Origin of the sequence: Amycolatopsis sacchari (genome assembly GCF_900114035.1) — a bacterium.
Lineage (GTDB): Bacteria > Actinomycetota > Actinomycetes > Mycobacteriales > Pseudonocardiaceae > Amycolatopsis_E > Amycolatopsis_E sacchari.
In genome coordinates this window covers 53,965-76,897 of record NZ_FORP01000016.1, presented here as the reverse complement: position 1 = coordinate 76,897, position 22,933 = coordinate 53,965, and the positions used below count along the sequence as shown (strand labels likewise).

Genomic DNA, 22,933 nt, shown 5'->3' with positions numbered 1-22,933 from the left:
GGTCCTCCATCTCGCGCGGATCGCGTCCAACTACCCAGTATCCACAACGCGCGCGAGGGGTGACGTCTTCCCGGCCCCTGTCTCAGCCCGTGGGAGCGGTGTCCCCGAGGTTCAGCACCGGCCACGCGTTCGGCTTGCACGTCTTGCCGTCCGAGGGCACGGCCTTCGAGTTGTAGATGTCGACCTGGTTCAGCTCGGCGACGTAGTTGTTGCTGACCCCGAACGTCTGCTGCATCATCACGGGCGCCAGCGCGCCGTCCTCCTTGCAGCCCACGTGCCCGTTGCCGAGCGCGTGCCCGACCTCGTGGTTGATCGCGTACTGCCGGTACGTCCCCATGTCGGCGCCGAACGCCAGCGCGCCCCGCACCCACCGGGCCAGGTTGATGATCACGCTGTGGTGGAACCCGCGGATGTAGCACGACGTCGGGAACGGGATGCCGAACCCGCACAGGTCCGCGCGCGTCGCGGTGTCCGGCGTGGTCAGGCGGACGCGGAAGTCCGGGTCGGGGAAGCTCGCGTCGACCCGCTGCATGCTCACCTTGCCGGTGCCGATCCAGCTGCGGGCGTCCGACAGCGTGGCCTCGACGGTGCGGGCGAACGAGTCGTCCCCCGCGTAGCTGGCCGGGTCGATGCCGTCCTCGACCTCGATCGTGTAGTGGTACAGCCGACCGCCGGTGCCCGCCCGTTTGCCGCTCGTGCCGTCGTTGGACAGCGGGACGACGTGCCACGTCATCTTGCCCGCCTGCGTGAAGGCGCCGCCGTCGGGCAGCGGGGCGGTGGGCACGTTCAGGTTCGCCGGCAGCGCGGGCTTCTCGGGCACCCCGCCGTCCGCGGCGATGCCGTCGGTGCCGGTGGACGCACCCGAGCCGGTGGCGGGCTGGGCGGGCTCCCGCGCGGTGTTGAACACCACGAGCGCGGTGAGGACCACCAGGATCGGCAGCGCGTACATCCGCCACCCGTAGGCCTTCGCCACGCGCCGCAGGCGGCCGCGCTGACGGCGGGCCTTGCGGGCCTCCTGCGGGGTCTGCTCCAGCTGGCCGGGGGTGGCGGGACGCCAGGACGCGCTGAGCGGCTCACCCTTCGTGCGACGGCGGCCTCGCGCGTACCGGTCGGCGGAATTGCGGCGTGAACGGCGTTGCGGGGAACGGTGCCGGGACCGCTGCTCCTCGCTCTGCTCGCCGTTCTTCACCCGGTTCACGGGCCCAGGGTGCCACACCCCCACCGCGCTGCGCACAGCGACCAGCCCGGCACACTGCGAATTTTCTTCACCCGGTTGGCCTACCAGGCGTTCCCCTCCACCCGTTCCCACATGCCCAAAACGGCTTTCGCGACGGCAACGGGACGTTCCATCTGGGCGACGTGCCCGGTGCGCGGCAGCACGAGCAGCCGGGCCCGCTGGAGCGCCTTCGCGGTGCGCGCGGCACGCCGGACGGAGATCACCCTGTCCTCGGTCCCCCACACCACGAGCGACGGCACACCGACCTGCGGCGCGACCGACCACAGCGACTTCGGCCCGCGCGCGAACCACGTCCGGAAGATCCCCATGGTGCTCGCCGCCATCGCCGCGTTGGCCCACTTCAGTTCGGCCCGCGCGGTGTGCTCCTCGGCCAGCTCGTCGAGCCGGTGCTGCGGGAACGCGTCCGGGTCGGCGAAGCACAGCTTGATGACCTGCGCGGCGCGCTCGCGCGGGCTCATCGCCGCGAGCTTCCGCCGCACGCCGCGACCGACCAGCGGCAGGTACGCCAGCATCATCAGCGGATCCGACAGCCGCCGCGGGTCCGGCCTGCGGTCGGGCATCGCCGGCGAGATCAGGGTGAGGCTGCGCACCAGTTCCGGCCGCCGCGCCGCGACGAGCAGCACGACGGCACCGCCCATCGAGTTGCCGAGCAGGTGCACGGGCCCGTTGCCGAGCCCCTCGATGAACCGGGCCAGCTCGTCGGCGTGCTCGTCGAGGCTGAACCGGAAGCCCTCGGTGGGCTCCGAGAAGCCGAAGCCGGGCAGGTCGACGGACAGCCCGGTGGCGAAGGGGGCCAGCAGTGTCGCCAGATCCGTCCAGTTGGTCGAGGAGCCGCCGAGGCCGTGCACGTAGATGGCGGTGGTGTCGGCCGCGCCGGGGGTGCGGCGCACGTGCAGGGAAACCCCGCCCGCGGTTTCGACGGTGCCCGGCCACGGTCGCTGTGCCGGGTCGAGGTCGGGTAGCGGGGTCTTGGAGAGAGGCACGTGCGTCACCGCGGCGCGTCTGCCGGAATCGGCCTCTCCGGCGGTCTGAACGGTGTCGGTCATCAAACCAGCATGCAACTGGAAGGCCGGGCTTGGCGACTCGTCGGTACCGCCGAGTAATCTCGAACGGGTCTATTCGGGAGGAAACATGTCGGAAACCGCGCCTGCCCAGCAGCGAGGCGTGCGGCTGCCGCGCACCGAGCGGCGGGCGCAACTGCTCGCGGCGGCGCAGCGCGTCTTCTCCGCGAACGGTTACCACGCGGCGGCGATGGACGAGATCGCCGAGCAGGCCGGGGTGTCGAAGCCGGTGCTGTACCAGCACTTCCCCGGCAAGCTCGACCTGTACATCGCGCTGCTGGAAAGCCACGTCGACGAGCTGGTGGGGCGCGTCCAGGAGGCGCTGGCGTCGACGACGGACAACAAGCTGCGCGTGCAGGCGGCGGTCGGTGCGTTCTTCGACTTCGTCAACAACGACGCCGGCGCGTTCCGGATGGTGTTCGAGTCGGACCTGCGTGGCGAGCCGGCCGTGCAGGACGCGGTCGACAGGGCCACGTCGGCCAGCGTGGACGCCATCACGGAGACGATCACCGCGGACGCGGGCCTCGACGAGGCGAAAGCGCGGCTGCTGGCGGTCGGGCTGGTGGGCATGAGCCAGGTCAGCGCCCGCTTCTGGCTGACGCACCACAGCACCATGAGCCGCGAAGAGGCGGTGGCCCTCACCGCGACACTCGCGTGGCGCGGCATCGGCGCGGGCTTCCCACTGCAGGGCAAGTAGCGGCGCGCCGGCGGCCGGGCGCCCGCTCCGGCGGGTTTGGCGGGTGGGGCAGGCGCTCCGGCGGGTTTGGCCGCGCTCCGGCGGGTTTGGCGAGTGGGGCAGGCGCTCCGTCGGGCCGGGTCGGCTCCGGCAGCCGAGCATCCGCTCCGGGGGCCCAGGCACTCGCTCCCCGCCAGGTCGGGCCGGACAGGCCAGGCATCCACTCCCCGGCGGATCGGGCCGGGCGCCTGCTCCGGCGGTTTAGCTGGCCGGGCCGGGCACCCACTCCTCGGCAGGCCACCCGCTCTCCGGCGGCCGGGGCCGCGTCGAGGCTGCTCGCCCTATCCGGCCACCGGCCGCCCACCCGCTTCTCCAGCCAGGCACCCCACCGCTCACGCAACCCGCCCCGGCACCGGCCGCACCCCACCGCCTCCCGCGGCCACACCCCGCCACCACCCGAGCAGGTCACAGCACCAAGGCACAGCACCCCGGCACCCCCCTGCGGCACCGGCGCACCCCGCCGCCACCCGACCCCGCCGCGAGCCCACCCGCCGGAACTCACCCCCGGGCGGCCTCCACCAGCCACCTCAGCCGCTGCGCCACACCCTGCCGCCGCTCGTACGGCAGCTCGTGCCCCGCACCGGGGAACAGGACGAACTCCGCATCCGGCAGCTCGGCCGCGATCACCCGTGCGTGGGACACCGGAGTGAGCCGGTCCCGGTCGCCGACGAGCACGACGCTCGGCCTGCCCGCGAGCCTCGCCAGCGCCTCACGCCGGTCGTGCCGCGAGATCGAGTCGCGGAAACCGCCGATGCTCCTCGGGTGCGCCCGCAGGAACTGCGCGGTCATCGCCCGCACGTCCGCGCGGTCGACCTTCCTGCCGAACGCCAGCCACTTCGTCGCCGGGCGAGCCAGCGCCGCGGGCACCGGGACGGACTCCTTCTCGTACCGCGTGAGCATCCGCGCCAGCGCCTTGTCGACGCGGATCGCCGCGCGTCCGGCCGCGCCCCGCAGCCCGAGCGTCATGCGGTCGAGGTTCGAGCACGACGTGGCGATGAACGCGACCCCCGCGACACGCTCCCGCACCAGCTCCGGGTGCCGCTCCGCCAGCTCCATCACCGTCATCCCGCCCAGCGAGTGCCCCGCCAGCACGATCCGCCCCGGCACGCGGTCGGAGACCAGCTCGGCGAGGTCGTCGGCAAGCTGCGCGATCGTCGCCGTCCCGGGCTTGGCCGGGGCGGACGCGCCGTGCCCGCGGTGGTCGTACCGCACCACCCGGACGTCCGGGGGCAGCAGCGGCAGGATCGGCTCCCACTCGGTGGAGTCCTGCGTCCATGCGTGCACCAGCACCAACGTCACCGGAGCGTCCGCTGGCCCCGAAACGTCGACGTACAACGCCGTCCCGTCAGCGGTGACGAACCGGTGACCGACCTTCGCCGCCGTCATTTCGCGAGCAGGAAGGACTTGCGCCACAGGCCCATCCCCGGCGCGCCGACGAGCCCGGCCTCCGTCAGGAAGCCCATGATCCGCTCCCCCGCCCACCGGATCGTCTCCTGGAAGTGCGGGTTCGCCAGCGCGGTCTCCCACGCCTCGCGCGGCCGCAGCCCGACCGCCTTGTACACCTGCGGGTTGATCAGGCTGCGCGTGATCGCGAAGCTGACGGACGCGATGAGCCACCGCTGGTACCCCAGCTCGGCCTTCGACAGCTTCGGCGTCCGCCGCAGGACCTCCTCGCGGGCGAACGTGACGTGCCGGGCCTCCTCCAGGACGTGGATGCGGTTGACCATCCGCACCAGCGGCTGGATGCCCTCGTCGGCCATGCTTTCGCGCTGCAGCCGGTCCAGCACCTCCTCGGCGACGAGGATCGAGCCGTACAGCGCGGGGCCGTACCCGATGAACGGCAGCAGCTTGCCCAGCCGGTGCACGATCTTCACCGGCCCGTACGGCGGTGCCCCGACGCGCTCGACGAAGCGGGCGAACATCGTCGAGTGGCGGCACTCGTCGGCGATCTCGGTCAGCGCGTACTGGACGTGCCGCGTGGTCGGGTCGCTGTTGTAGACCTCCTTGAGCAGCAGCTGCATGAGCAGCACCTCGAAGAAGATCCCGTTGCTCGCGATGCTCGCCAGCTCGTGCTTGCCCAGCTCCACGCGCTGCTCCGGCGTCAGCCGGTCCCACAGGTGCGTGCCGTACAGCGAGCACCGGTGTTCCAGCTGGTACAGACCACCTTCCGGCAGCGGTGCTCCCCAGTCGATGTCGACCTCGGGGTCGTAGAACTTGCCAGCCGACGACTTCAGCAGCCGGTCGGCGGTCTTCTCCCGCCCCTCGTCCTCGAGTGCCCGCGTCATCGCGCCCCTCCGGATTTGTGTGTAACCACCGGTAACAGTTACCTTTGGTAGCATGAGCGCCGTGGCTGAAGGTGTCAAGCGCAGCGGAAAGGGCCCCAAGGCCGACGAACCGGCGACCGGGGACGCCCGGCGTGACCGGTGGCGCAAGCACCGCGTGGCGCGGCGTGCGGAGTTCGTCGAGGCGGCGCTGAAGGCGCTCGACGAGCACGGCCCCGACCTCGCGATGGAGGACGTCGCGGTCGCCGCGGGCGTCACGAAACCCGTGCTGTACCGGCATTTCGCGGACAAGGCCGACCTGTACCTCGCGCTCGGCCAGCGCGGCACGGAGCTGCTGTTCTCCCGCCTCGTCCCCGCGATCAACGCCGAGCTGGCGCCGGTGCCGCGCATCCGCATGGCGCTCGACGCGTTCTTCACCGTCATCGAGGAGCACCCGAACCTCTACCGCCTGCTCGCGCGCGGCTCGTTCACCGAGAAGCCCGCGGACGCCGACGTCGTCGCCGAGGACAAGGAGCTGATCGCGACGGCGCTGACCGCGCTGCTCGGCGACTACATGCGGATGTTCGGCATGGACTCGGGCGCCGCCGAACCCTGGGCGTACGGGATCGTCGGCATGGTCCAGAACACCGGCGAGTGGTGGCTGGAACGGCGTTCCATGAGCCGGGACAGCGTCGTGGAGTACCTGACGCAGATCATCTGGGCCGCGATCGACGGGCTGGCGCGCCAGCAGGGCATCACGATCGATCCGAACCTCCCGCTGGAGGAGAACAAGGTCGTACGCCTTTCGGCGGGGAAGAAGGAGGAGTCGGATGTCGGCTGACGAGGACGGCTACACCGGCACCGCGACGCTGGTCGTGGACGGCACGGAGTTCGCGGTGGAGGTCGAGCTGCGCGGGCACTTCCAGCCCATCGACGGCTACTACCACTGGTACGGCCGGGTCGCCGCGAACGAAACCCTGCACGAGCTGCTCGGCGGCCGGAAGAAGGTGGCCGAAATACGTACGCCGGAAGGCACGGCCCACGGCGAGCTGTCCGACCCGGACCCGTGGGGCCGGTACCGCGTCCTCGGCACGAGCACGCCCCCGTTCTCGGTGCCGAAGTCCCTGGCCGAGATTTGACCTTGCCCCCGGGGCAGGCCCGAACCTGACCGGGTGCACGGCTTCCCCCACTGCCACGACCTCGGCGGACTGCCCACTCGATCGGGCGTGACCGCACACGGTGCTTTCTTCCGCTCGGCGGCGCTTCGCCCCGGGGCGGACTGGCGCAGCGCCCGTCGAGCCGGCATCCGCACCGTCGTGGACCTGCGCAACGACGACGAGATCGAGCCGTACGACGCGCCGGGCATGGACCTCGTGCACGTGCCCCTCGACGACGTGGCCGACGTGGAGTTCTGGCGCCAGGTCCGGCGCGAGGGCCGTGACGGGAGCCCGCTGTACTACCCGCTGTTCCTGGCGCGGAAGCCGGAACGCTGCGCCGCCGCGATCGCCGCTCTCGCCGAGGCCAGGCCAGGCGGCGTGCTGTTCCACTGCGGCCTGGGCCGCGACCGGACCGGCCTGGTCGCACTGCTCCTGCTCGCACTCGCCGACGTCGAACCGGCGGCGATCGTCGCCGACTACCTGCGGGCAGCCCGGTCCGCGGCGCCGCACCAGGCCCCGCTGATCGAAGCCGCGCTGCGCCACCACGGCAGCACCCTCGCGGGAGCCGTCCGCGCCACCCTCGACGGGCTCGACCCGGCAGGCCTCCTCCTGGCCGGCGGCGCCACGTCGGCGCAGCTCACGGCCATCCGCACCCGGTCAACGCACGAGGGACGCCCCCGCCGGAGCGGGAGCGTCCCTCGTGTGCGGTGAAAGCCGGACTACGAACCGACCGCGAACCCGACCCGCCGCACGTCGGTCGGGGCGATCTCGACGTAGGCGATCCGGTCCGACGGGACCAGGAACTTGCGGCCCTTCTCGTCGGTGAGGCGGAAGACGCCGTCGGTGGCCTTCAGCGCGTCGGCGACCAGCGCCTCGACCTCCTCGGCCGTCTGGCCACTGGACACCACCAGCTCACGGGGGGTGTCCTTGATGCCGATCTTGACCTCCACGGGTGACCTCCGCCTATCTCTTCGTCACGCTTGTTGCCCTAGAGGCTATCCGAGCCCCAGCTTCTGCATCCGTTTGGTGTGCCCCTGTTGCAACCGCCGGAACAGCGCCGCGATTCCCGCGAGATCACCCGAACCGGACACGATCAGCTCGGCCAGCCCGTCCCGTTCCGCCGCGACGTACTGCGCCTGCGTCAGGGCCTCCCCCAGCAGCCGCCGCCCCCACAGCGCGAGCCGGTCCCTCGTCTTGGGGTCGGCCTCGATCCCGGCCGCGACCTCCCGCTCGGCGAACGCGGAGTGCCCCGTGTCGTCGAGCACCGTGAGCACGAGGTCCTTCGTCTCGTCGTCGAGCCAGCTGGCGACCTCGCGGTAGAAATCGGCCGCGAGCCCGTCCCCGACGTACGCCTTGACCAGTGATTCCAGCCACGACTTCGGCGCGGTGGAGGCGTGCCACGCGTCGATGTGCGAGACGAACGGGGCCATCGCGTCCTCCACCGGGACGCCGTGCTTGGCGAGGTAACGCGCCAGGACCTCGTAGTGCCCGATCTCCGCGGCCGCCATCGAGGCGAGCGCCGCGCGCCCGGACAGGGTGGGCGCGGTGCGGGCGTCTTCCGCCATCCGATCGAATGCGGACAGCTCACCGTAGGCGACGACCCCGAGCAGGTCGACGACACCTTCACTGATCTGGGTGGTCACGGCCGTGAGCCTAGTCGCCACTGGAAGAGACCAATCCCACGTGGACACGCCGGACCGAAATGCCGAGGCCAGGGGGGCGGCCGGTACAATAGTCGGTGTATTGACGGAGCTTCCGCTCCGGCGACAGTGCGCCCGTCCGAGAGGCACAGTGCCTTCCACCTGGGACGACGCCGCTGTGGGGCGGATTATCGGGCCGCGTTCGGAAGCGGCTCGGACAACACAGTGTGCGTGCAAGCCTTTTTGCGGCATTCCCGCCGGCCGAACGATTCCGCGGTCGAGTGCCGAGATCCGACCAGGCTGTGCGCGCTGGTACGAGAGAGGCGATCACACTGACCGCGAGCACTTCCCCCAACCGAACAGAAACCGACCCGGTGGCCCTCGAGCACAGCGAGAGCGGCGTGCCGGCCACCGACACCTCGCACCCGCTGCAGGCGGGCGCCGAGGTCAAGCCGGAGAACCCGACCTTCGCCGAGTTCGAGGTGCGTCCCGAGATCGTGCGCGCGCTGGCCGAGGCCGGTATCGAGCGCACCTTCGCCATCCAGGCGCTGACGCTGCCGCTCGCGATGGCGGGCGAGGACCTCATCGGCCAGGCCCGCACGGGCATGGGCAAGACGCTGGGCTTCGGCGTCCCGCTGCTCCAGCGCATCACCACTCCGGGTGACGGCACGCCGCAGGCGCTGGTCGTGGTGCCGACCCGTGAGCTGTGCGTCCAGGTCGCGCACGACCTCCAGGACGCGGGCAAGTACCTCGGCATCCGCACGCTCGCCATCTACGGCGGGCGCCCCTACGAGCAGCAGATCGACGCGCTGCGCAAGGGCGTCGACCTGGTGATCGGCACCCCCGGCCGGCTGCTGGACCTCGCCGAGCAGCGGCACCTCGTGCTGGGCAAGGTCCGCGCGCTGGTGCTGGACGAGGCCGACGAGATGCTCGACCTGGGCTTCCTGCCCGACATCGAGCGCATCCTCGGCATGGTGCCCGAGGAGCGGCAGACGATGCTGTTCTCGGCGACGATGCCCGGCCCGATCATCACGCTGGCCCGCACGTTCCTGAACCGCCCGACGCACATCCGCGCGGAGGAGAACGACGCCGGTGCCGTGCACGAGCGCACCACCCAGTTCGTCTACCGGGCGCACTCGCTGGACAAGCCGGAGCTGCTCGCCCGTGTGCTGCAGGCGAAGGACCGCGGGCTGACGATGGTCTTCACCCGCACCAAGCGCACGGCGCAGAAGGTGGCCGACGACCTCAGCGAGCGGGGTTTCGCGGCGGCGGCCGTGCACGGTGACCTCGGCCAGGGTGCGCGTGAGCAGGCGCTGCGGGCGTTCCGGTCGGGCAAGGTCGACGTGCTGGTGGCCACCGACGTGGCGGCGCGCGGCATCGACGTGGACGACGTCACGCACGTGATCAACTACCAGACGCCCGAGGACGAGAAGACGTACGTGCACCGCATCGGCCGCACGGGCCGCGCGGGCAAGACGGGTGTCGCGATCACCCTCGTCGACTGGGACGAGGAAGCGCGCTGGAAGCTGATCTCCGACACGCTCGGCCTGGACATCCCGGAGCCGGTGGAGACCTACTCGACGTCGAAGCACCTGTTCACGGACCTCGACATCCCGGAGGACGCGACCGGCAGGCTGCCGCTGGGCAAGCGGACGCGGGCCGGGCTGGCGGCCGAGCCGGAGGAGAAGATGGGCGGCCGGAAGCGCCGCGGTCCGGAGTCCCCGGCGCCGCGGACGCGCAAGCGCCGCCGGACGCGCGGTGGCGCGGCCGCGGCGGAGGCCGTCGAGGCCGCGGACGCCGCCGCGAAGACCGGATCGAGTGATGCTGGGGCGGGCTCGGGTGCTTCCGGCTCGGCCTCGGGCGCGGGTTCGGGTGCTTCCGGCTCGGCTGCTGGCGCGGGTTCGGCTGCCGCTTCGGACTCGGCGGAGGAGCGCCCCGCGACGCGCCGCCGGGTGCGGACGCGCAGTGGCGAGACGGCTCCGCCGTCGGCCGAGCGTGAAGCGGGCGGTGAGAACCCGGAGCGCCCCGCAAGGCGGAGGCGTCGTCGCCGCTCCGGCGCGGCAAACGCATCCGATACGCCTGCTTCGGCAGACTGAGCGAGGACGCCAGTCGCGCCGATCACGGGAGAAGTGCAGGTGAGGGAGCCCGCCGAGGGTACGTCGAACCACGACGAGCGCCAGGAGGAGACCGCCCAGCGCGGCGGTCCCCCCGAACCAACCGCACCGTCGACGGCTGAACCGTCACTGCCCAAGCCACCCCCGGCGGCTTCGGATCCGGAAGCGGAGGGGCCCGGAGCTTCGGCTCCGGAGCCTTCGGGGCCGAAGGCGGAGGGACCCGAGGCTCCAGGTCCGGCGGCTGCCGCGGAGACCACGGCGACCTCTGAGCCCGAGGCTTCAGGCCCGGAGGTGGAGGGGCCCGAGGCTTCGGGTCCGAAAGCACACCCCCCGGCGGCTTCAGGCTCGGAAGGTGCCGAGCGCCCGGCGACTTCCGCCCCGGAAACGGAGGGGCCCGGAGCTTCGGCTCCGGAGGCGGAAGGGCCCGAGGCTTCGGCTCCAGCGACGGCCCCGAAGACCAAGGCGACCTCTGGGCCGGAGGTGGCCGGTCCCACGGCGGTGGTCTCGGAGCCGCAGGCGCCTGAAAGCGCCCAGGCTCCGGCCCTTGCCACCCCTTCGGCCGAGGCGGCTGAGCGCTCAAGGCCGGAGACCGCCCAGGCTCCCGCGCCTGCAGACGAAGGTGCCGAGGCTCCAATGGAGCCCTCGAGGCCGGAGACCGCCCAAACTCCGGCAACTACCGCGCAGGCGGCGGGACGCGCCGAAACTCCAGCGGAAGGCCCTGGGATCCAGGCGGAGGATTCCGCCCCTGAGGCCACCATCGCTGAACCTGGCACCGCGGCCACCCTGCCCGAGGGTCCCGTCTCCCCCGGAGCCGGACCAACCACCCCTGCCTCCGACGTCGCCGCACCCACCACCGGCACCTCGGCGGCCACCACCGCTGAAGCTGCCACCCCAGCCACCCCAGCCGAAGCCCCGACCTCCCCCCGGGAGCCCAAGCACGCCCTCGGCACCCGGGACAACCTCCGCCCCGTCACGCTCACCCCCGACGCCCGGCCCGGCTCTGGGCGGCACCGGCGCCGGTCCGACGATCCCGACGCCACCGACATCATCGGCGTCGAGGATGTCCTTGCCGCGGCCTCCGGCGCCGCCCCGATCGTCCGCAGCCAGCCCCGCCGGCACGTCCAGCGCGCCCGCCGTTCGCCCTGGAGCAGGCCCCGCGACAAGGTCATCGCCGTGCTCATCGCGGTCGCCGTCGTCGCCGTGGGTGTCACCGTTTGGGCGAACAGCGAGAGCCGCGCCACGATCTCCGAGACCGCCGGCCCCGCTCCCGCCCTGCCCGAAGTCCCCGCCGCCGTCCCCGCCCAGCTCAGCGAGCTCTGGCAGGCACCGAGCGGCGCCGCCCCAGAACCGATCGCCGCGGGCAAGTCCGTCGTCACCGCCGACGGCGGCGAACTCGCCGGGCGCGACCCCCTCACCGGGCAGGTCCGCTGGCGCTACGCCCGCGACCTGCAGCTCTGCACCGCCGCCGAGGGCTGGTCCCGCGCCGTCGCCCTGTTCCGCAAGGACGGCCTCCGCGGAGAGACCGGCTGCAGCGAAGTCATCGCACTCGACCCCGACACCGGGCACCGCGAAGCACAACGCACCGGTAGCGCCCAGCTCGGCGCCGGCCTCGTCGCCGACAGCTCGTACGTCACCGCCTTCGGCCACACCCTGCTCAACACCTGGCGCGACGACCTCGTCGAAACCGTCGAATACGGGCAGGTCCCCGCGCTGGTCAACCCCGGCAAGCAGCCCCGCACCGGCTGCACCTACGGCTCCGTCGCCATGGCCTCCAGCCGCGTCGGCGTGATCGAGCGCTGCCCCGGCGACCCCGGCGACCGCCTCACCGTCTACCGCGCCGCCCCCAAGGACGCCGACCAGCCCCAGGTGTCGTTCAGCACGCTGCTGCCCGGCGTCTCCGGCCGCCTCGTCGCGATGTCCGGCGACTACGTCGCGGTCGCCCTCGCCGACCAGAAGCAGCTCGTGCTCTACGGCGCCGACGGCAACGAGGTGTCCGCGTACCCGCTCGACCTGCCGCCCGAGGACCTCGCGAACGACCCGGCCAACGGGATCCCCGTCACGTCGTCCACACCGTCCACTGTGTACTGGTTCACCGGCTCCAAGCTGGTGGCGCTCTCCCGGGACAACCTCACTCCGAAGTGGACACTCAGCTCCGCGCTCGGGCCGGGCGTGTTGTTCGACCACCAGCTCGTCGTGCCGATCCAGGGCGGGCTGGCCGTGCTCAACGAACAGGACGGCTCCACCATCCGCACCCTCGGCATCGACCGCCACGGCTACACCGGCCCCGTCCGGCTCGCCGCGATCGGCCCCGTCCTCCTCGAACAGCGCGGCCAGACGCTGGTGGCGCTCCGATGACCGGGCCGCTGACCCCGCACGCCGCCGAGCGCGTCGACCTGCCCGGCCCGCTCGCCGCGCTCGTCACGAAGAAGCCCGGCGACGCCGTCGCGCTGCTGGTGCCCGGCTACACCGGGTCCAAAGAGGACTTCGCACCCGTGCTGGACGGCATGGCCGAAGCCGGGTTCCGCACGGTCGCGATCGACCTGCCGGGGCAGTACGAATCGCCCGGCCCCGAAGACGAGTCCGCGTACCTGCCCGCCCCGCTCGGCCGGGTCGTGGCCGGCGTGGTCGAACACCTGGCCGCCGACGGAAAACCGGTGCTGCTGCTGGGCCACTCGTACGGTGGCCTCGTCGCACGGGCCGCGGTGCTCGCGGGCGCGCCGGTCGCCGGGCTGACACTCATGGACAGCGGACCGGCCGCGCTCCCCGACGGCCCTCGCCGCACAGCGCTCAGCCTCGGCGAACCGCTGCTGCGCCGGCAGGGCATCGAGGCCGCGTACGCCACACGCGAGGAGATGTACGCACAGCTCCCGATGCCAGCGGAACTGAAGGAGTTCTACCGCAACCGGTTCGTCTCCTCCAGCCCCCAGGGACTGCTGGGCATGGCCGACGGCCTGCGCCACGAACCCGATCTCGTCGCGTCACTCGCGGAAACGCTGCGCGAGCGCGACGTGCCCGCGCTCGTCGTGGCGGGCGAGGGCGACGACGCGTGGAGCGTCGCTTCCCAGCAGGACATGGCCGCACGCCTCGGCGCCCCGTTCGCGCTGGTGCCGAACGCCGCGCACTCCCCCAACACGGAGAACCCGCGCGGTCTGCTCGACGTCCTGCTCCCCGTCTGGCGGTCCTGGCGCTAGCCCCACCAGAACAGCCACAGCGCCAGCAGCACCACCACGACGACGACAGCTCCGGCGACACCCGCCACGGCGCCGTCACGGCGGTCGGCGAAACGCTGCGCTGCCAACGCGAGCACGGCCGCCACGGGATGCCCGACCAGCAGCCACACCCCGGGCCCCGGCGCACCCAGCAGCGCGCTCACGACGCCGGCGCCCAGCACGATCACGGCGAGCCCCGCCAGGCCGGCGGCCAGTGAGCCCGTCAGCCCGCGCCACCACCGCCCGCGCCGGGGTCGCTCACCCTCGACAGCGACGACCTGCAGTTCCTCGGTACTCACGCGGCCTCCTCGGCGGACGTGGTGCTGAACGGTTCGCTCGCAAGCTCCCTCACGGCGCCAGCAGCTCCCACGGCTTCGCCTGCGGCGCGGCCTGCTGCCCCTCCGGGCAGCTCGGCCGGAAGTCGCACCACGAGCAGCGCGTGCCCGTGTTCACCGGGAACAGCACGTCACCGTCCCCGCCCGCGGCCAGGGTGTCCGTCGCCAGGCGCACGTCCTCCGCCGTCTCCTCCGCCCGCGACAGGTGGCGGCGCAGGGTGTCGGTCGTGTGCTCGGCCGCCGCGACCGTCCCCGTCGGCAGGTGGTGCAGTTCGACGCGGCGGCACGGGCGGCGCAGCGTGCGGGCGGCGGCCACGGCGTACATCGCAAGCGCTTGCGAGCTGCGGGCCTCGTACTCGTCCGGCGCGCGGCGGCCGGTCTTGTAGTCGACGATCACCAGCTCCGCGCCGCGCTCGTCGATGCGGTCCGCACGGCCTTCGATGATCATCGACGGCGGCTGCCCCGGCTCGGGGTTGACCGGCGCGGAAACCCAGCGCTCCAGCCCGATCGGCGTCGAGGAGACGTCGTTGTGCTCGACGTACTCCATGACCCACGTCTTGGCGCGGTCCCGGTAGGTCGCGGCCTGCTCGGCGTCCGCGAACCCCGCGTCCTGCCAGTGCTCGCTGACCAGCTGGGCGGCGCGGACGGGGGTGCGCCGCTCCGGCGGCAGCTCGAACAGGGCGCGCAACGCGTTGTGCACGACCGCGCCCAGCGTGCTGTGCGCCCAGGGACCGGTGCGGGTCGGCGTCGGCCGGTCGAGGTACGTCAGCCGGTACCGGCGGGGGCAGTCGGCGAACGTCGCCAGCCGCGCCGGGCTGACCTTCGTCAGGCGCCGCGGCTCGACCGCGAACTCGAAGCCCAGTTGTTCCACGCCACCACCGTACTCAGGCCCCCGCGATGAACCCGCGCACGGAGTTCGCCACGAGTTCGACGGCGATCGCGGCCAGCAGCAGACCCGCGATCTTCGCCAGCAGCAGGATGCCGCTTTCCCTGATCAGCCGGATGACCAGGCCGGAGTACTGCATGCACAGGAACAGCACGAGGTGCACGACGACGATCGCGAGCGCCAGTGCCACGTACGCGCCGAAGTGCCCGGACGCCTCGCGCACGAACACGATGGTCGCCGCGATCGCACCGGGGCCCGCGAGCAACGGCGTGCCCAGCGGCACCAGGGCCACGTTCACGTCCTCGACGACCTCGGGTTCCGTGCCGCCCTTGCCGGTGAGCAGGTCCAGCGCGATCAGCAGCAGGAGCAGCCCGCCCGCGCCCTGCAACGCGGGGATGCCGATGCCGAGGTACGCCAGTATCGCCTGGCCCGCGACCGCGAACAGGGTGATCACCAGCAGCGACACCAGCACGGCCTGCCGGGCCGCGCGGGCCCTGGCGGCGGGCGACTTGCGGCCGACGAGGCTGAGGAACACCGGCACCGTGCCGGGCGGGTCCATGATCACGACGAGCGTGATGGTGGCCTCGATGAAGACGTTGACGTCGAAGAACGACACTCAGCCCACCGCGACCCGGTAGCCGGACGAGCGGGCGACGAGCGCTTCGAGCGATTCCGGCGGCGTGGTCTCGGCGCCGATCGGGATCGTCTTGTTGGTGCCGTGGTAGTCGCTGGAGCCGGTGGGTACGAGGTCCAGTTCGCGGGCGAGCCCCCGCAGCTGGACGCGGGTCTCCTCGTCGTGGTTGGGGTGGTCGACCTCCACCCCGGTCAGCCCGTGTTCGGCCAGCTTGGCGAGGGTGTCGACGGAGACGACGCGGCCGCGGCTGCGGGCGAACGGGTGCGCGAACACGGTCACCCCGCCCGCCGCGGCGATCATGTCGATCGCCTCCTCGACCGGGGTGTCCTGCCGGGGCAGGTAGTAGCCGCGGCCGGCGCCGAGGTACTCCGCGAACGCCTGGTCCACCGTCCTCACCAGGCCGGCGCGCACGAGCGCCTGCGCCAGGTGGGGGCGCCCGGCCGGGGAGTCGGCGGGCAGCAGGCCCATGATCTCGTCGGCGTCGACGGGCAGTCCGTCGGCGGCCATGCGCTCGGCCATCGCCCGCACCCGGGTGCGCCGTTCGAGGCGCAGGCGCTGCTGCTCGGCGACGATCGCGGGCGACGCCGGGTCGAACAGGTACGCGAGCAGGTGCACGCTGATCCCGTGCGGACCGTCGTGGTAGCTGACGCAGGACAGTTCGGCGCCGGGGACGAGGGTCAGCCCGGGCGGCAGCGCCGCGATCGCGGCGTCCCAGCCCGCGGTCGTGTCGTGGTCGGTGATGGCGATCGCGTCGAGGCCGGCCTGTGCGGCCACCTGGACGAGTTCGGCTGGGCTGTCCGTGCCATCGGAGACGGTCGAATGGGTGTGCAGGTCGATGCGCATCGGACCCATTCTGACCTATGCGGAACCGGGCCCGGCAACGCGAGGCGACCACCTTCGGGGGTGCTCCGCGGCGAGCAGACCGCACCCGCTCGCTTCAGCCGACCATCTTCTTGCCGCGCGCCAGCCGCTGCGCCTTGATCATCGAGAAGCGCTCGCTCTGCTTCTGCTTGTCACCGAAGACGAGCTCGGAGATGGTGTCGTAGAACTCCTCCGGACGGGGGAGGAAGTCGATGCGGTTGAGGGCCTGGATCTGCCCCGCCGACTCCACCACGACCGTGCCGTAACCGAACATGCGGCCCCACGCCGTGCGCTGGTAGGTCAGGTCGGTGACCTTGCTGATCGGCATCATGGCGACCTTGGTGGTGAACACGCCGGTGGTGAGCACGAACCGCTTGTCCGTGACCACCAGCCGCTCGACCCACCACTCCATCACCTTGAAGGCGTAGACCAGCACGACCAGGAGCGCGGCGTACCAGAGGATGTTCTGGACGATGTACATCGAAGGGGGCAGCAGGTAGGACACCATCACGCAGATGGCGAGCAGCGCCACCGCCTCGAAGGTGTCCCAGGCCAGGACCGCCCAGTGCCTGCGGACCCTGACCACCCGCCGCTCGGTGTCGAGCAGGTACTCGTCGGGGTCCCGGGGAGCGAACACGGCTACCCGTTGAACACGTTGCTGACGAAGGTGATCACGGCCTCGGCAGAGCTGCGCAGGAAGTCCACGATGTTGCCGACGAGGTTCGCGGCCTGTCCTGGTTGCGCAATGACGAAGAACAAGACCAACGCGATACCCGCGATCGACAAGATCTTCTTCACGTCCACAACGATCAATCCCGTCTCTTGCTCCGGCATCGGTTCAGCAAGCTCACCAGTAACGTTGTACCGCACTGCGCGCCGTTACGGGAGAAAAGTCCCGCGCTTGGGTCAGTGCCCGCTCGAGATCGTACCGCACGGCTACTCTCCGTGTACACCTCGAACGGTCCGTACGCCGTTACGCTGCGGGGATGGGAGCGGTGCGGTGCGTCGGCGGCATCCTGCATGACCCGGACGGGCGGTTGCTGGTGATCCGGCGGGGGCACGAGCCGGGTCGCGGGCTGTGGTCGCTGCCCGGCGGCCGGGTCGAGCCCGGGGAGTCGGACGAGCAGGCCGTGGTGCGGGAGATGCGCGAAGAGACCGGCCTGGAGGTGCGGCCGGGCGCGCTGGTCGGCATGGTCGTGCGGGGCCGGTACGAGATCTACGACTACGCCTGCGAGGTCACCGGCGGGACGCTCCGCCCCGGCGACGACGCCGACGAGGCCCGCTGGGTCGACGCGGCGGCCTTCGGCACGCTGCGGCTGACCGAGGGCCTGGCCGAGGCGCTCAGGGAGTGGGACAGCCTCCCCCGCCGCTGAGACCGGAAGGGCCGGTTCGGCTGCCCCTTCGATCAAGATCCACAAGCGAGTGCCGATTCGCCCTGTCCGGCCTGCTTGGGTCCGAGGGGGTGGGGGACAGCTCCACCACCGATGCCCTTTCGACAGAAGGAGTTCAGGTGCTGCGCAAGCTCGTGACCGGGGTCGGGGTCGCACTCGCGGTGTTCGCCGGGATGGCTTCCGCTTCGGGTCTGGCCGTGGCCGACGTCAACCCGAAGGACCCCATCGGGATCTCCCCCCAGCCCCCCACGTCGCCGGGGACCTGGGTGTACGTCCAGTGGTACCAGGGGAGCAACAGCATGGCTTCCTTGGCTCAGTGCGTCCAGGACGCCCAGCGGCAGTACCCGGGCCGCGACTACCAGTGCAAGGCCGACAACACCGGCAACTTCCTCCTGCTGTGGGTGAAGTACTGATCAACCGCCAGGCACCCCGGCTCACCGCCGGGGTGCCTGCCCGGTCAGGCCGCCAGCCAGGTCATCCGGTTGCCGTACTTCGACGTCTGCCCGAGCGCCCGCGCCTCGGGTACGCCGTCACGCCAGCTGGTGAGACCCAGCGTGCACCCGTAGGTCTCCGCGAAGGCGAGTTCGCCGCGCCCCGGCAGCACGTGCACCAGCGACACCTCGTACGGCTCGTCGCTGACCCACCACACCGGACGGTCCGCGGCGAGCTTCGCCAGCGCCTCGACGAACTCCGCGTCCCGCCCGCCGGTGTGCCCGAGCACCCGGCTGGTCAGGACCACCAGCGGCCCCTCGGTGCGCGCCGCGGCGGCGGCCAGGTCGTCCACCGCGTCCCCGCCCAGCAGCTCCGGCACGTCCTTGCGCTGCGCCGCGGCGGCCGCCCGCAGCAACCGGATGCGGTCGAGCTGGTCGGCCCAGACACACGCTTCCAGCCACGCGAGCTCGTCCTCGTCGGACAGGTCGACCGGTGCGTTGTCCAGCCCCACTTTGCCCGTCACCGCGAGCTTTTTGGGCACCTTCGGCAGTTTCGCGCCCGGCCCGAGGTCGAGTGCGCAGTGCAGGCCCACCGCCGCCTTCGCCGGCCCCGCCGCGAGCTGCTCACCACCGTCGCACTGGTAGCGGTAGCCGAACCGGTCCAGACCGAGCAGCAGCCCCGCCGCACAACCGACTTCGAGCAGCGCGACCTTGCCGCCGGCCTGTTTCGCGGCGAGCGCGACCGCCGGGTACAGCCCGGCCGCGCGGCCCACCTCGTTGGTCTGGACGTGCCGGGTCGCGACGAGCTCGCGGACGCGGTCCGCCCGCTCCAGCAGGAAATCGCGGAACATCGGCCACGTGGACTCGTCCACGCCGTCGGACCCGCCGAGCGACGGGTAGTACCGGAACAGCGGGTGCACGGGATCGGCCTGCACGAGCCGGTGCGCCGCGGCGAGCAGCAACGCCGCGTCGGCGTGCTCGTCCGGCGCCGCCGTGAGCAGGCCGGCGATCTCGTCGTCCTCGGCCGCGTGCCCCGCCAGGTGCTCGTACAGCGGCGACACACCCGCCGCCTGCCCGGCGGCGAACGTGCGCAGCCGCTGTTTGACCTCGTCCAGTTCCACGCGGCGCCTTTCCGTTCGTGCGCGCTTCGGGTTCCCACCCTAAGCGTGTCACCGGAGGAGGTCGACTCCCCTGGAAAAGCGGGTAACACCACACCGGCCGGGAACGACGTGACTGTTGCCGAGGAGTACCCTCGACCAACGGGAGCGTCGCGTCGGAACGATCTCCCGCAAGCACCCGTCCCCGGCCTGAGGAGGTGAGGAACGCACGATGAGCAGTGGCGATAGTCCGCTCCCTAGGAAAACCAGCGTTCCCCCGCCGGCCGGGCCGAGGTCTCCTCGCTAACCCGTTCCCCCGGGACGCTGGTCGAAGGCCGGGCGGACACCCCCGCGCGGCCGTCGTAGTAGCTCGCACTACGTCAGCCAGGAGATCCCATGCCTGCGATTCCGTCCCTCGGCGGCCTGCGCGGTCGCGGCAACGGCCGCGCGCGCATCCAGCCGCCCATCCCGGTGCCGCTGTCGGCCTACGTCGTGGACTGCGCGGTGTACGTCGACGGCAAACGCCTGCCAGGGCGCTGGACGCACGGCGAGGCGATCAAGGAGGTCCGCAGGCGGCGCGAGGGGTTCGTCTGGATCGGCCTGCACGAGCCGGACGAGCAGCAGATCCAGGGCATCGCGGAGATGTACGGCCTGCACGAGCTCGCGGTGGAGGACGCCGTGCAGGCGCACCAGCGGCCCAAGCTCGAGCGCTACGACGAGACGTTGTTCATGGTGCTCAAGACCCTGCGGTACGTCGAGCACGAGTCGCCCACCACGGCCAACGAGATCGTCGAGACCGGCGAGCTCATGACGTTCCTCGGCCGCGACTTCATCATCACCGTGCGCCACGGCGCGCACTCGGGGCTGGCGCGGGTCCGCCAGGACCTCGACGAGGACCCGGAGCGGCTGAAGTTCGGGCCCGCCGCGGTGCTGCACGCCATCACCGACCACGTCGTGGACCACTACCTCGACGTGACCGCCGCGGTCGAGGACGACATCGAAGAGATCGAGACCAGGGTCTTCGCGCCCCGCACGATGGTCAGCGCCGAGCAGATCTACCTGATGAAGCGCGAGGTACTGGAGCTGCGCCGCGCGGTGGTGCCGCTCGCCGCTCCGGTGCGGCGGCTCGCCGAGGGCTTCACGCGGCTGGTGCCCGACGAGGTCCGCTCGTACTTCCGCGACGTCGACGACCACCTGATCACCGTGTCGGAGCGCGTGGCGAACTTCGACGAGCTGCTCAACACGCTCGTCGACGCGACGGTCGCGAAGATCTCGCTGCAGCAGAACACCGACATGCGCAAGATCACCGCCTGGGCGGCGATCATCACCGTCCCCACGATGCTCGCCGGTATCGAGGGGATGAACTTCGAGTACATGCCCGAACTGCACTGGCAGTTCGGCTACCCGCTGGCACTGCTCGTGATACTCGGGACGTGCCTGCTCCTCTACCGAATATTCAGGAAGAACAAGTGGCTGTGACCCCCGATCTCTCCTGAAAAACTCGCGAAAGGAGTGATGACCCGTGTCGCGCTTCCTGACCAACCTCAAGTTCTGGGCACTGGCGTTCAGCCTGCTGTGGATCGCCGCGGTCGTGTTCTTCATCGCCGACCACCCGGAACTCGCCCGCGCCGCTCACTGAGCCGGGTGGCGGCTCTCGCGCTCGGCTTTGCTCACATTTAGTGTCGTACATGTCACTGAAAGTGAGAGAAGGGCGAACGATGAGCACTGCGGGTTCGAGCCGCCGGAGCTTCCTGACCACGACAGCGGCCCTCGCGGTCGCGCTACCGCTGGCCGGCGCGGCTCCGGCGGCCGCAAGGCCACGCCAGACCCCCACGCCGCCGAAGGTGGGCGAGGAGTTCACCTGGCGGTTGGACGCACCCGGCACAGGGCTGCGGGTACGGGAGTCCGACGCGAGCGTGGACCTGTCGGGTCAGGTTCACCTCCGGGTGGCCGAGCAGGACTCCGCCGACCCGTGGAACCTCAAGCTCAAGGTCACCGATTTCCGGCTCACCGGCCAGGACCGGCAGGGCCTCGGCGAGATCGAACTCCGGCACGACGATTCCGCGAAAACGCCGGACAGCCTGTTGCGCAGCATTTCCCAGTTCCCGCCGACGTGGGAGCAGACGTTGTTCCTCGCCTTCACCCTGCGCATCGAGAACCCGCCGGAAAAGCTGGACGAGCCGCTCGTGCTGACCACGAAGAACCCCGGGAAGCTGCTGGGGCGGCTCAACAACTTCCCACCGAACGGTGATGCCTACAAACTGGAGAACCCCGTCGACCTCGTCCTGCAGGACTCGGGCGAGACCATCGCGAGCATCCAGAAGTTCCCGGTCAAAGTCGGTGGTCTGTGACCCCGGGGTTCTAGTCTGGAGGCATGCGCGCCCTCGTTGTCGCGGATGAGGTCGATGAGCGGTGGTGGACCTGCGGGATCCGCGCCGAGGTCGGTCTCGTCCTGGGGGCGGGCGATCTGCCGTTCGACTACCTGGCCTTCCTCGCCGACGCCGTCGACCGGCCGTGCGTGTTCGTGCCGGGCAACCACGACCCGGACCTCACCGGCTTCCGCCGCTCCGGCGGGCTGTGGACGCGCGCCGGGTTCCCGCAGCAGTGGCCGGGGCCGCCCGGCGCGGTGAACGCCGACGGGCGGGTGGTCGACGTCGCCGGGCTGCGCATCGCCGGGCTCGGCGGCTCGGTCCGCTACAGCGGCGGCCCCAACCAGTGGACGCAGGCCCAGCAGACCCGCCGCGCGCGGCGCCTGGTGCGGGCCGCCGAACGCCGTCGCCGCCGGGACGGGCGCGGCGTGGACGTCCTGCTCACGCACGCCCCGCCCCGCGGTGTCGGCGACCGCGAGGACCTCCCCCACCAAGGCTTCGACTGTCTGTTGTGGACGGTAGAGCGGCTGCGGCCGAAGTGGTTGCTGCACGGGCACATCCACCCCTACGGCGAGCACCTGCCCGAGCACCGGCTCGGCGGCACGAGGGTGCGCAACGTCGTGGGCGCCCACGTTCTCGAGCTCGACGAGGTGCGCGTATGACCCCCGCCAGGGACACCGGTTTCCCCCGTGCCGACGCCGAGCACGACTTCCTGCGGGCCCGCAGGCGGCAGGTGCTGTCGCGGCTGGCGAACCGGCTGCGCCGCGAGCCCGACGACGTCAACATCACGCTGCCGTTCGACGAGGTGGTGGAGGCGCTCGGGTACGTCAGCGAGCGGCGCGTCGGGCTGCGGGTGATCAAGCTCGACTCGATCGTCGGCAGCGTGGACCGCGGGCACGACTTCGACCGCCGGTTCCGGCCCACCTCGGGCCGGGTGCGGGAGCGCTGGGAACGGCTGGCGCTCGCCGCGCGGCGCGGCGAGGCGCTGCCGCCCATCGAGGTCTACCGCGTGGGCGACCTGCACTTCATCATCGACGGGCACCACCGGGTGTCCGTGGCGCTCGCGATGGGTCTGTCCACAATAGACGCTTATGTGACCGAGGTGAGGACGAAGCTCTCGCCCGGCGGCATCCGCTACCGCGGCGATCTGATCGTCAAGGACTACCGGCGGCTGTTCCTGGAGCGGGTACCGCTGACCGGGCAGGCGCGGGCGTCCATCGTGCTGTCGGACCCGTGGCACTACGCGATGCTGGGCGAGCACGTCGAGGCTTGGGGCTTCCGGCTGATGCAGGACGAAGGCACGTTCCTCGACCGCGCGACGGTGGCGAACCGGTGGTACACGGACGAATACCAGCCGGTGGTGGAGATGCTGCGGCAGGCGGACCTGATCGGCGAACGCCCGGAGGCCGAGGCCTACATGTGGGTGGCCGCCGAGCGCTACCGCCTGATCCGCACCCACCGCTGGGACGACGAGGTGATCGACGCGTTGCGGTCCCGCCGGCACTGAAAAACCG

The 22,933-nt window shown here is 71.7% G+C and carries 26 protein-coding genes; 13 read left to right on the top strand and 13 right to left on the bottom strand.

All coding sequences use genetic code 11. From position 1 onward, the window contains the following. Positions 1 to 82: 82 nt before the first annotated feature. Together BMZ92_RS24405 and BMZ92_RS24400 are read right to left on the bottom strand one after the other, a co-directional pair. A complete protein-coding gene (locus BMZ92_RS24405) occupies positions 83 to 1,198 on the bottom strand; it encodes a DUF3152 domain-containing protein (RefSeq protein ID WP_091511853.1) in 1,116 nt (371 codons plus the stop codon). Positions 1,199 to 1,278: 80 nt separating this feature from the next. After that, positions 1,279 to 2,283 (bottom strand): alpha/beta fold hydrolase, encoded by a 1,005-nt coding sequence (locus BMZ92_RS24400; RefSeq protein WP_091512026.1) that lies wholly within the window; start codon positions 2,281 to 2,283, stop codon positions 1,279 to 1,281. 85 nt (positions 2,284 to 2,368) lie between these two features. Between BMZ92_RS24400 and BMZ92_RS24395 the strand changes: the two genes are divergently transcribed. Next, positions 2,369 to 2,995, top strand: coding sequence for a TetR/AcrR family transcriptional regulator (locus tag BMZ92_RS24395; RefSeq protein WP_091511851.1), 627 nt, complete (start codon positions 2,369 to 2,371; stop codon positions 2,993 to 2,995). 537 nt (positions 2,996 to 3,532) lie between these two features. Here BMZ92_RS24395 and BMZ92_RS24390 read toward each other — a convergent pair. Next, on the bottom strand, positions 3,533 to 4,420 hold the full coding sequence (locus tag BMZ92_RS24390; RefSeq protein ID WP_091511849.1) for an alpha/beta fold hydrolase: 888 nt from the start codon (positions 4,418 to 4,420) through the stop codon (positions 3,533 to 3,535). Next, positions 4,417 to 5,319: an AurF N-oxygenase family protein gene (locus BMZ92_RS24385; protein WP_091511846.1), complete on the bottom strand. Its 903-nt coding sequence runs from the start codon at positions 5,317 to 5,319 to the stop codon at positions 4,417 to 4,419. Before BMZ92_RS24385 ends, BMZ92_RS24390 begins: the two co-directional genes overlap by 4 nt. Before the next feature lie 52 nt (positions 5,320 to 5,371). Here BMZ92_RS24385 and BMZ92_RS24380 point away from each other — a divergent pair, with 52 nt between their 5' ends. Genes BMZ92_RS24380 through BMZ92_RS24370 form a run of 3 tightly spaced genes read left to right on the top strand, consistent with a single transcriptional unit; the run spans position 5,372 to position 7,163 of the window. Further along, positions 5,372 to 6,136, top strand: a complete 765-nt coding sequence (locus BMZ92_RS24380; RefSeq protein ID WP_091511844.1) for a TetR/AcrR family transcriptional regulator — start codon at positions 5,372 to 5,374, stop codon at positions 6,134 to 6,136. Further along, on the top strand, positions 6,126 to 6,434 hold the full coding sequence (locus tag BMZ92_RS24375; RefSeq protein WP_091511841.1) for a DUF4873 domain-containing protein: 309 nt from the start codon (positions 6,126 to 6,128) through the stop codon (positions 6,432 to 6,434). The genes BMZ92_RS24380 and BMZ92_RS24375 overlap by 11 nt, the downstream gene beginning before the upstream one ends. Positions 6,435 to 6,467: 33 nt before the next feature. Further along, positions 6,468 to 7,163: a tyrosine-protein phosphatase gene (locus BMZ92_RS24370; protein ID WP_091511839.1), complete on the top strand. Its 696-nt coding sequence runs from the start codon at positions 6,468 to 6,470 to the stop codon at positions 7,161 to 7,163. Positions 7,164 to 7,171: 8 nt separating this feature from the next. On the opposite strand, the gene BMZ92_RS24365 is transcribed toward BMZ92_RS24370, so the two are convergent. Then, positions 7,172 to 7,402 carry a DUF3107 domain-containing protein gene (locus tag BMZ92_RS24365; protein ID WP_091511836.1) on the bottom strand — a complete coding sequence of 77 codons (231 nt, stop codon included), beginning with the start codon at positions 7,400 to 7,402 and terminating at the stop codon, positions 7,172 to 7,174. A 45-nt stretch (positions 7,403 to 7,447) separates the two neighbouring features. Continuing rightward, positions 7,448 to 8,095: a ferritin-like fold-containing protein gene (locus tag BMZ92_RS24360; RefSeq protein WP_091511833.1), complete on the bottom strand. Its 648-nt coding sequence runs from the start codon at positions 8,093 to 8,095 to the stop codon at positions 7,448 to 7,450. A gap of 398 nt (positions 8,096 to 8,493) precedes the next feature. Here BMZ92_RS24360 and BMZ92_RS24355 point away from each other — a divergent pair, with 398 nt between their 5' ends. From BMZ92_RS24355 to BMZ92_RS24345, 3 genes are all read left to right on the top strand, one after another. After that, entirely contained in the window at positions 8,494 to 10,188 is a 1,695-nt protein-coding gene (locus BMZ92_RS24355; protein WP_245783219.1) for a DEAD/DEAH box helicase, read from the top strand. Between the two features lie 651 nt (positions 10,189 to 10,839). Next, positions 10,840 to 12,561: an Rv3212 family protein gene (locus BMZ92_RS24350; RefSeq protein ID WP_218153545.1), complete on the top strand. Its 1,722-nt coding sequence runs from the start codon at positions 10,840 to 10,842 to the stop codon at positions 12,559 to 12,561. Then, positions 12,558 to 13,397, top strand: coding sequence for an alpha/beta fold hydrolase (locus BMZ92_RS24345; RefSeq protein WP_091511832.1), 840 nt, complete (start codon positions 12,558 to 12,560; stop codon positions 13,395 to 13,397). Before BMZ92_RS24350 ends, BMZ92_RS24345 begins: the two co-directional genes overlap by 4 nt. Here the strand turns inward: BMZ92_RS24345 and BMZ92_RS24340 are convergent. From BMZ92_RS24340 to BMZ92_RS24315, 6 genes are all read right to left on the bottom strand, one after another. Continuing rightward, a complete protein-coding gene (locus BMZ92_RS24340; RefSeq protein ID WP_091511829.1) occupies positions 13,394 to 13,714 on the bottom strand; it encodes a hypothetical protein in 321 nt (106 codons plus the stop codon). The genes BMZ92_RS24345 and BMZ92_RS24340 overlap by 4 nt on opposite strands. Before the next feature lie 49 nt (positions 13,715 to 13,763). After that, a complete protein-coding gene (locus BMZ92_RS24335) occupies positions 13,764 to 14,621 on the bottom strand; it encodes a RecB family exonuclease (protein ID WP_177228851.1) in 858 nt (285 codons plus the stop codon). A gap of 13 nt (positions 14,622 to 14,634) precedes the next feature. After that, the gene (locus BMZ92_RS24330) at positions 14,635 to 15,252 is read right to left on the bottom strand and encodes a MarC family protein (protein ID WP_091511827.1); all 618 of its coding nucleotides are present in this window, start codon (positions 15,250 to 15,252) and stop codon (positions 14,635 to 14,637) included. Then, positions 15,253 to 16,122 (bottom strand): PHP domain-containing protein, encoded by an 870-nt coding sequence (locus BMZ92_RS24325; RefSeq protein WP_091511825.1) that lies wholly within the window; start codon positions 16,120 to 16,122, stop codon positions 15,253 to 15,255. It abuts the gene before it with no gap. Between the two features lie 85 nt (positions 16,123 to 16,207). Further along, on the bottom strand, positions 16,208 to 16,768 hold the full coding sequence (locus tag BMZ92_RS24320; RefSeq protein WP_091511823.1) for a PH domain-containing protein: 561 nt from the start codon (positions 16,766 to 16,768) through the stop codon (positions 16,208 to 16,210). A 2-nt stretch (positions 16,769 to 16,770) separates the two neighbouring features. Next, the gene (locus BMZ92_RS24315) at positions 16,771 to 16,929 is read right to left on the bottom strand and encodes a hypothetical protein (protein ID WP_177228847.1); all 159 of its coding nucleotides are present in this window, start codon (positions 16,927 to 16,929) and stop codon (positions 16,771 to 16,773) included. A gap of 188 nt (positions 16,930 to 17,117) precedes the next feature. Between BMZ92_RS24315 and BMZ92_RS24310 the strand changes: the two genes are divergently transcribed. Both BMZ92_RS24310 and BMZ92_RS24305 read left to right on the top strand, forming a co-directional pair. Further along, a complete protein-coding gene (locus BMZ92_RS24310; RefSeq protein WP_091511820.1) occupies positions 17,118 to 17,504 on the top strand; it encodes an NUDIX hydrolase in 387 nt (128 codons plus the stop codon). Between the two features lie 137 nt (positions 17,505 to 17,641). Then, positions 17,642 to 17,935, top strand: coding sequence for a hypothetical protein (locus BMZ92_RS24305; RefSeq protein WP_091511819.1), 294 nt, complete (start codon positions 17,642 to 17,644; stop codon positions 17,933 to 17,935). Between the two features lie 44 nt (positions 17,936 to 17,979). On the opposite strand, the gene BMZ92_RS24300 is transcribed toward BMZ92_RS24305, so the two are convergent. Beyond that, on the bottom strand, positions 17,980 to 19,074 hold the full coding sequence (locus tag BMZ92_RS24300; RefSeq protein WP_091511816.1) for a DUF2332 domain-containing protein: 1,095 nt from the start codon (positions 19,072 to 19,074) through the stop codon (positions 17,980 to 17,982). 372 nt (positions 19,075 to 19,446) lie between these two features. Here BMZ92_RS24300 and BMZ92_RS24295 point away from each other — a divergent pair, with 372 nt between their 5' ends. The 4 genes from BMZ92_RS24295 (at position 19,447) to BMZ92_RS24280 (ending at position 22,926) form a co-directional block, all read left to right on the top strand. After that, positions 19,447 to 20,529 (top strand): magnesium and cobalt transport protein CorA, encoded by a 1,083-nt coding sequence (locus BMZ92_RS24295; RefSeq protein WP_091511815.1) that lies wholly within the window; start codon positions 19,447 to 19,449, stop codon positions 20,527 to 20,529. A gap of 239 nt (positions 20,530 to 20,768) precedes the next feature. Then, complete coding sequence (locus tag BMZ92_RS37870) at positions 20,769 to 21,401, top strand: hypothetical protein (protein WP_218153544.1); 633 nt, start codon at positions 20,769 to 20,771, stop codon at positions 21,399 to 21,401. Between the two features lie 23 nt (positions 21,402 to 21,424). After that, complete coding sequence (locus tag BMZ92_RS24285; RefSeq protein ID WP_091511812.1) at positions 21,425 to 22,081, top strand: metallophosphoesterase family protein; 657 nt, start codon at positions 21,425 to 21,427, stop codon at positions 22,079 to 22,081. Beyond that, positions 22,078 to 22,926, top strand: coding sequence for a ParB N-terminal domain-containing protein (locus BMZ92_RS24280; protein WP_091511809.1), 849 nt, complete (start codon positions 22,078 to 22,080; stop codon positions 22,924 to 22,926). The genes BMZ92_RS24285 and BMZ92_RS24280 overlap by 4 nt, the downstream gene beginning before the upstream one ends. Positions 22,927 to 22,933 lie beyond the last annotated feature (7 nt).

Coding starts and splice junctions, on each gene's coding strand:
- BMZ92_RS24400 (WP_091512026.1), bottom strand. CDS start 2,283: ATGACCGACACCGTTCAGACCGCCGGAGAGGCCGATTCCGGCAGACGC.
- BMZ92_RS24395 (WP_091511851.1), top strand. CDS start 2,369: ATGTCGGAAACCGCGCCTGCCCAGCAGCGAGGCGTGCGGCTGCCGCGC.
- BMZ92_RS24390 (WP_091511849.1), bottom strand. CDS start 4,420: ATGACGGCGGCGAAGGTCGGTCACCGGTTCGTCACCGCTGACGGGACG.
- BMZ92_RS24385 (WP_091511846.1), bottom strand. CDS start 5,319: ATGACGCGGGCACTCGAGGACGAGGGGCGGGAGAAGACCGCCGACCGG.
- BMZ92_RS24380 (WP_091511844.1), top strand. CDS start 5,372: ATGAGCGCCGTGGCTGAAGGTGTCAAGCGCAGCGGAAAGGGCCCCAAG.
- BMZ92_RS24375 (WP_091511841.1), top strand. CDS start 6,126: ATGTCGGCTGACGAGGACGGCTACACCGGCACCGCGACGCTGGTCGTG.
- BMZ92_RS24350 (WP_218153545.1), top strand. CDS start 10,840: ATGGAGCCCTCGAGGCCGGAGACCGCCCAAACTCCGGCAACTACCGCG.
- BMZ92_RS24345 (WP_091511832.1), top strand. CDS start 12,558: ATGACCGGGCCGCTGACCCCGCACGCCGCCGAGCGCGTCGACCTGCCC.
- BMZ92_RS24325 (WP_091511825.1), bottom strand. CDS start 16,122: ATGGGTCCGATGCGCATCGACCTGCACACCCATTCGACCGTCTCCGAT.
- BMZ92_RS24310 (WP_091511820.1), top strand. CDS start 17,118: ATGGGAGCGGTGCGGTGCGTCGGCGGCATCCTGCATGACCCGGACGGG.
- BMZ92_RS24295 (WP_091511815.1), top strand. CDS start 19,447: ATGCCTGCGATTCCGTCCCTCGGCGGCCTGCGCGGTCGCGGCAACGGC.
- BMZ92_RS37870 (WP_218153544.1), top strand. CDS start 20,769: ATGAGCACTGCGGGTTCGAGCCGCCGGAGCTTCCTGACCACGACAGCG.
- BMZ92_RS24285 (WP_091511812.1), top strand. CDS start 21,425: ATGCGCGCCCTCGTTGTCGCGGATGAGGTCGATGAGCGGTGGTGGACC.
- BMZ92_RS24280 (WP_091511809.1), top strand. CDS start 22,078: ATGACCCCCGCCAGGGACACCGGTTTCCCCCGTGCCGACGCCGAGCAC.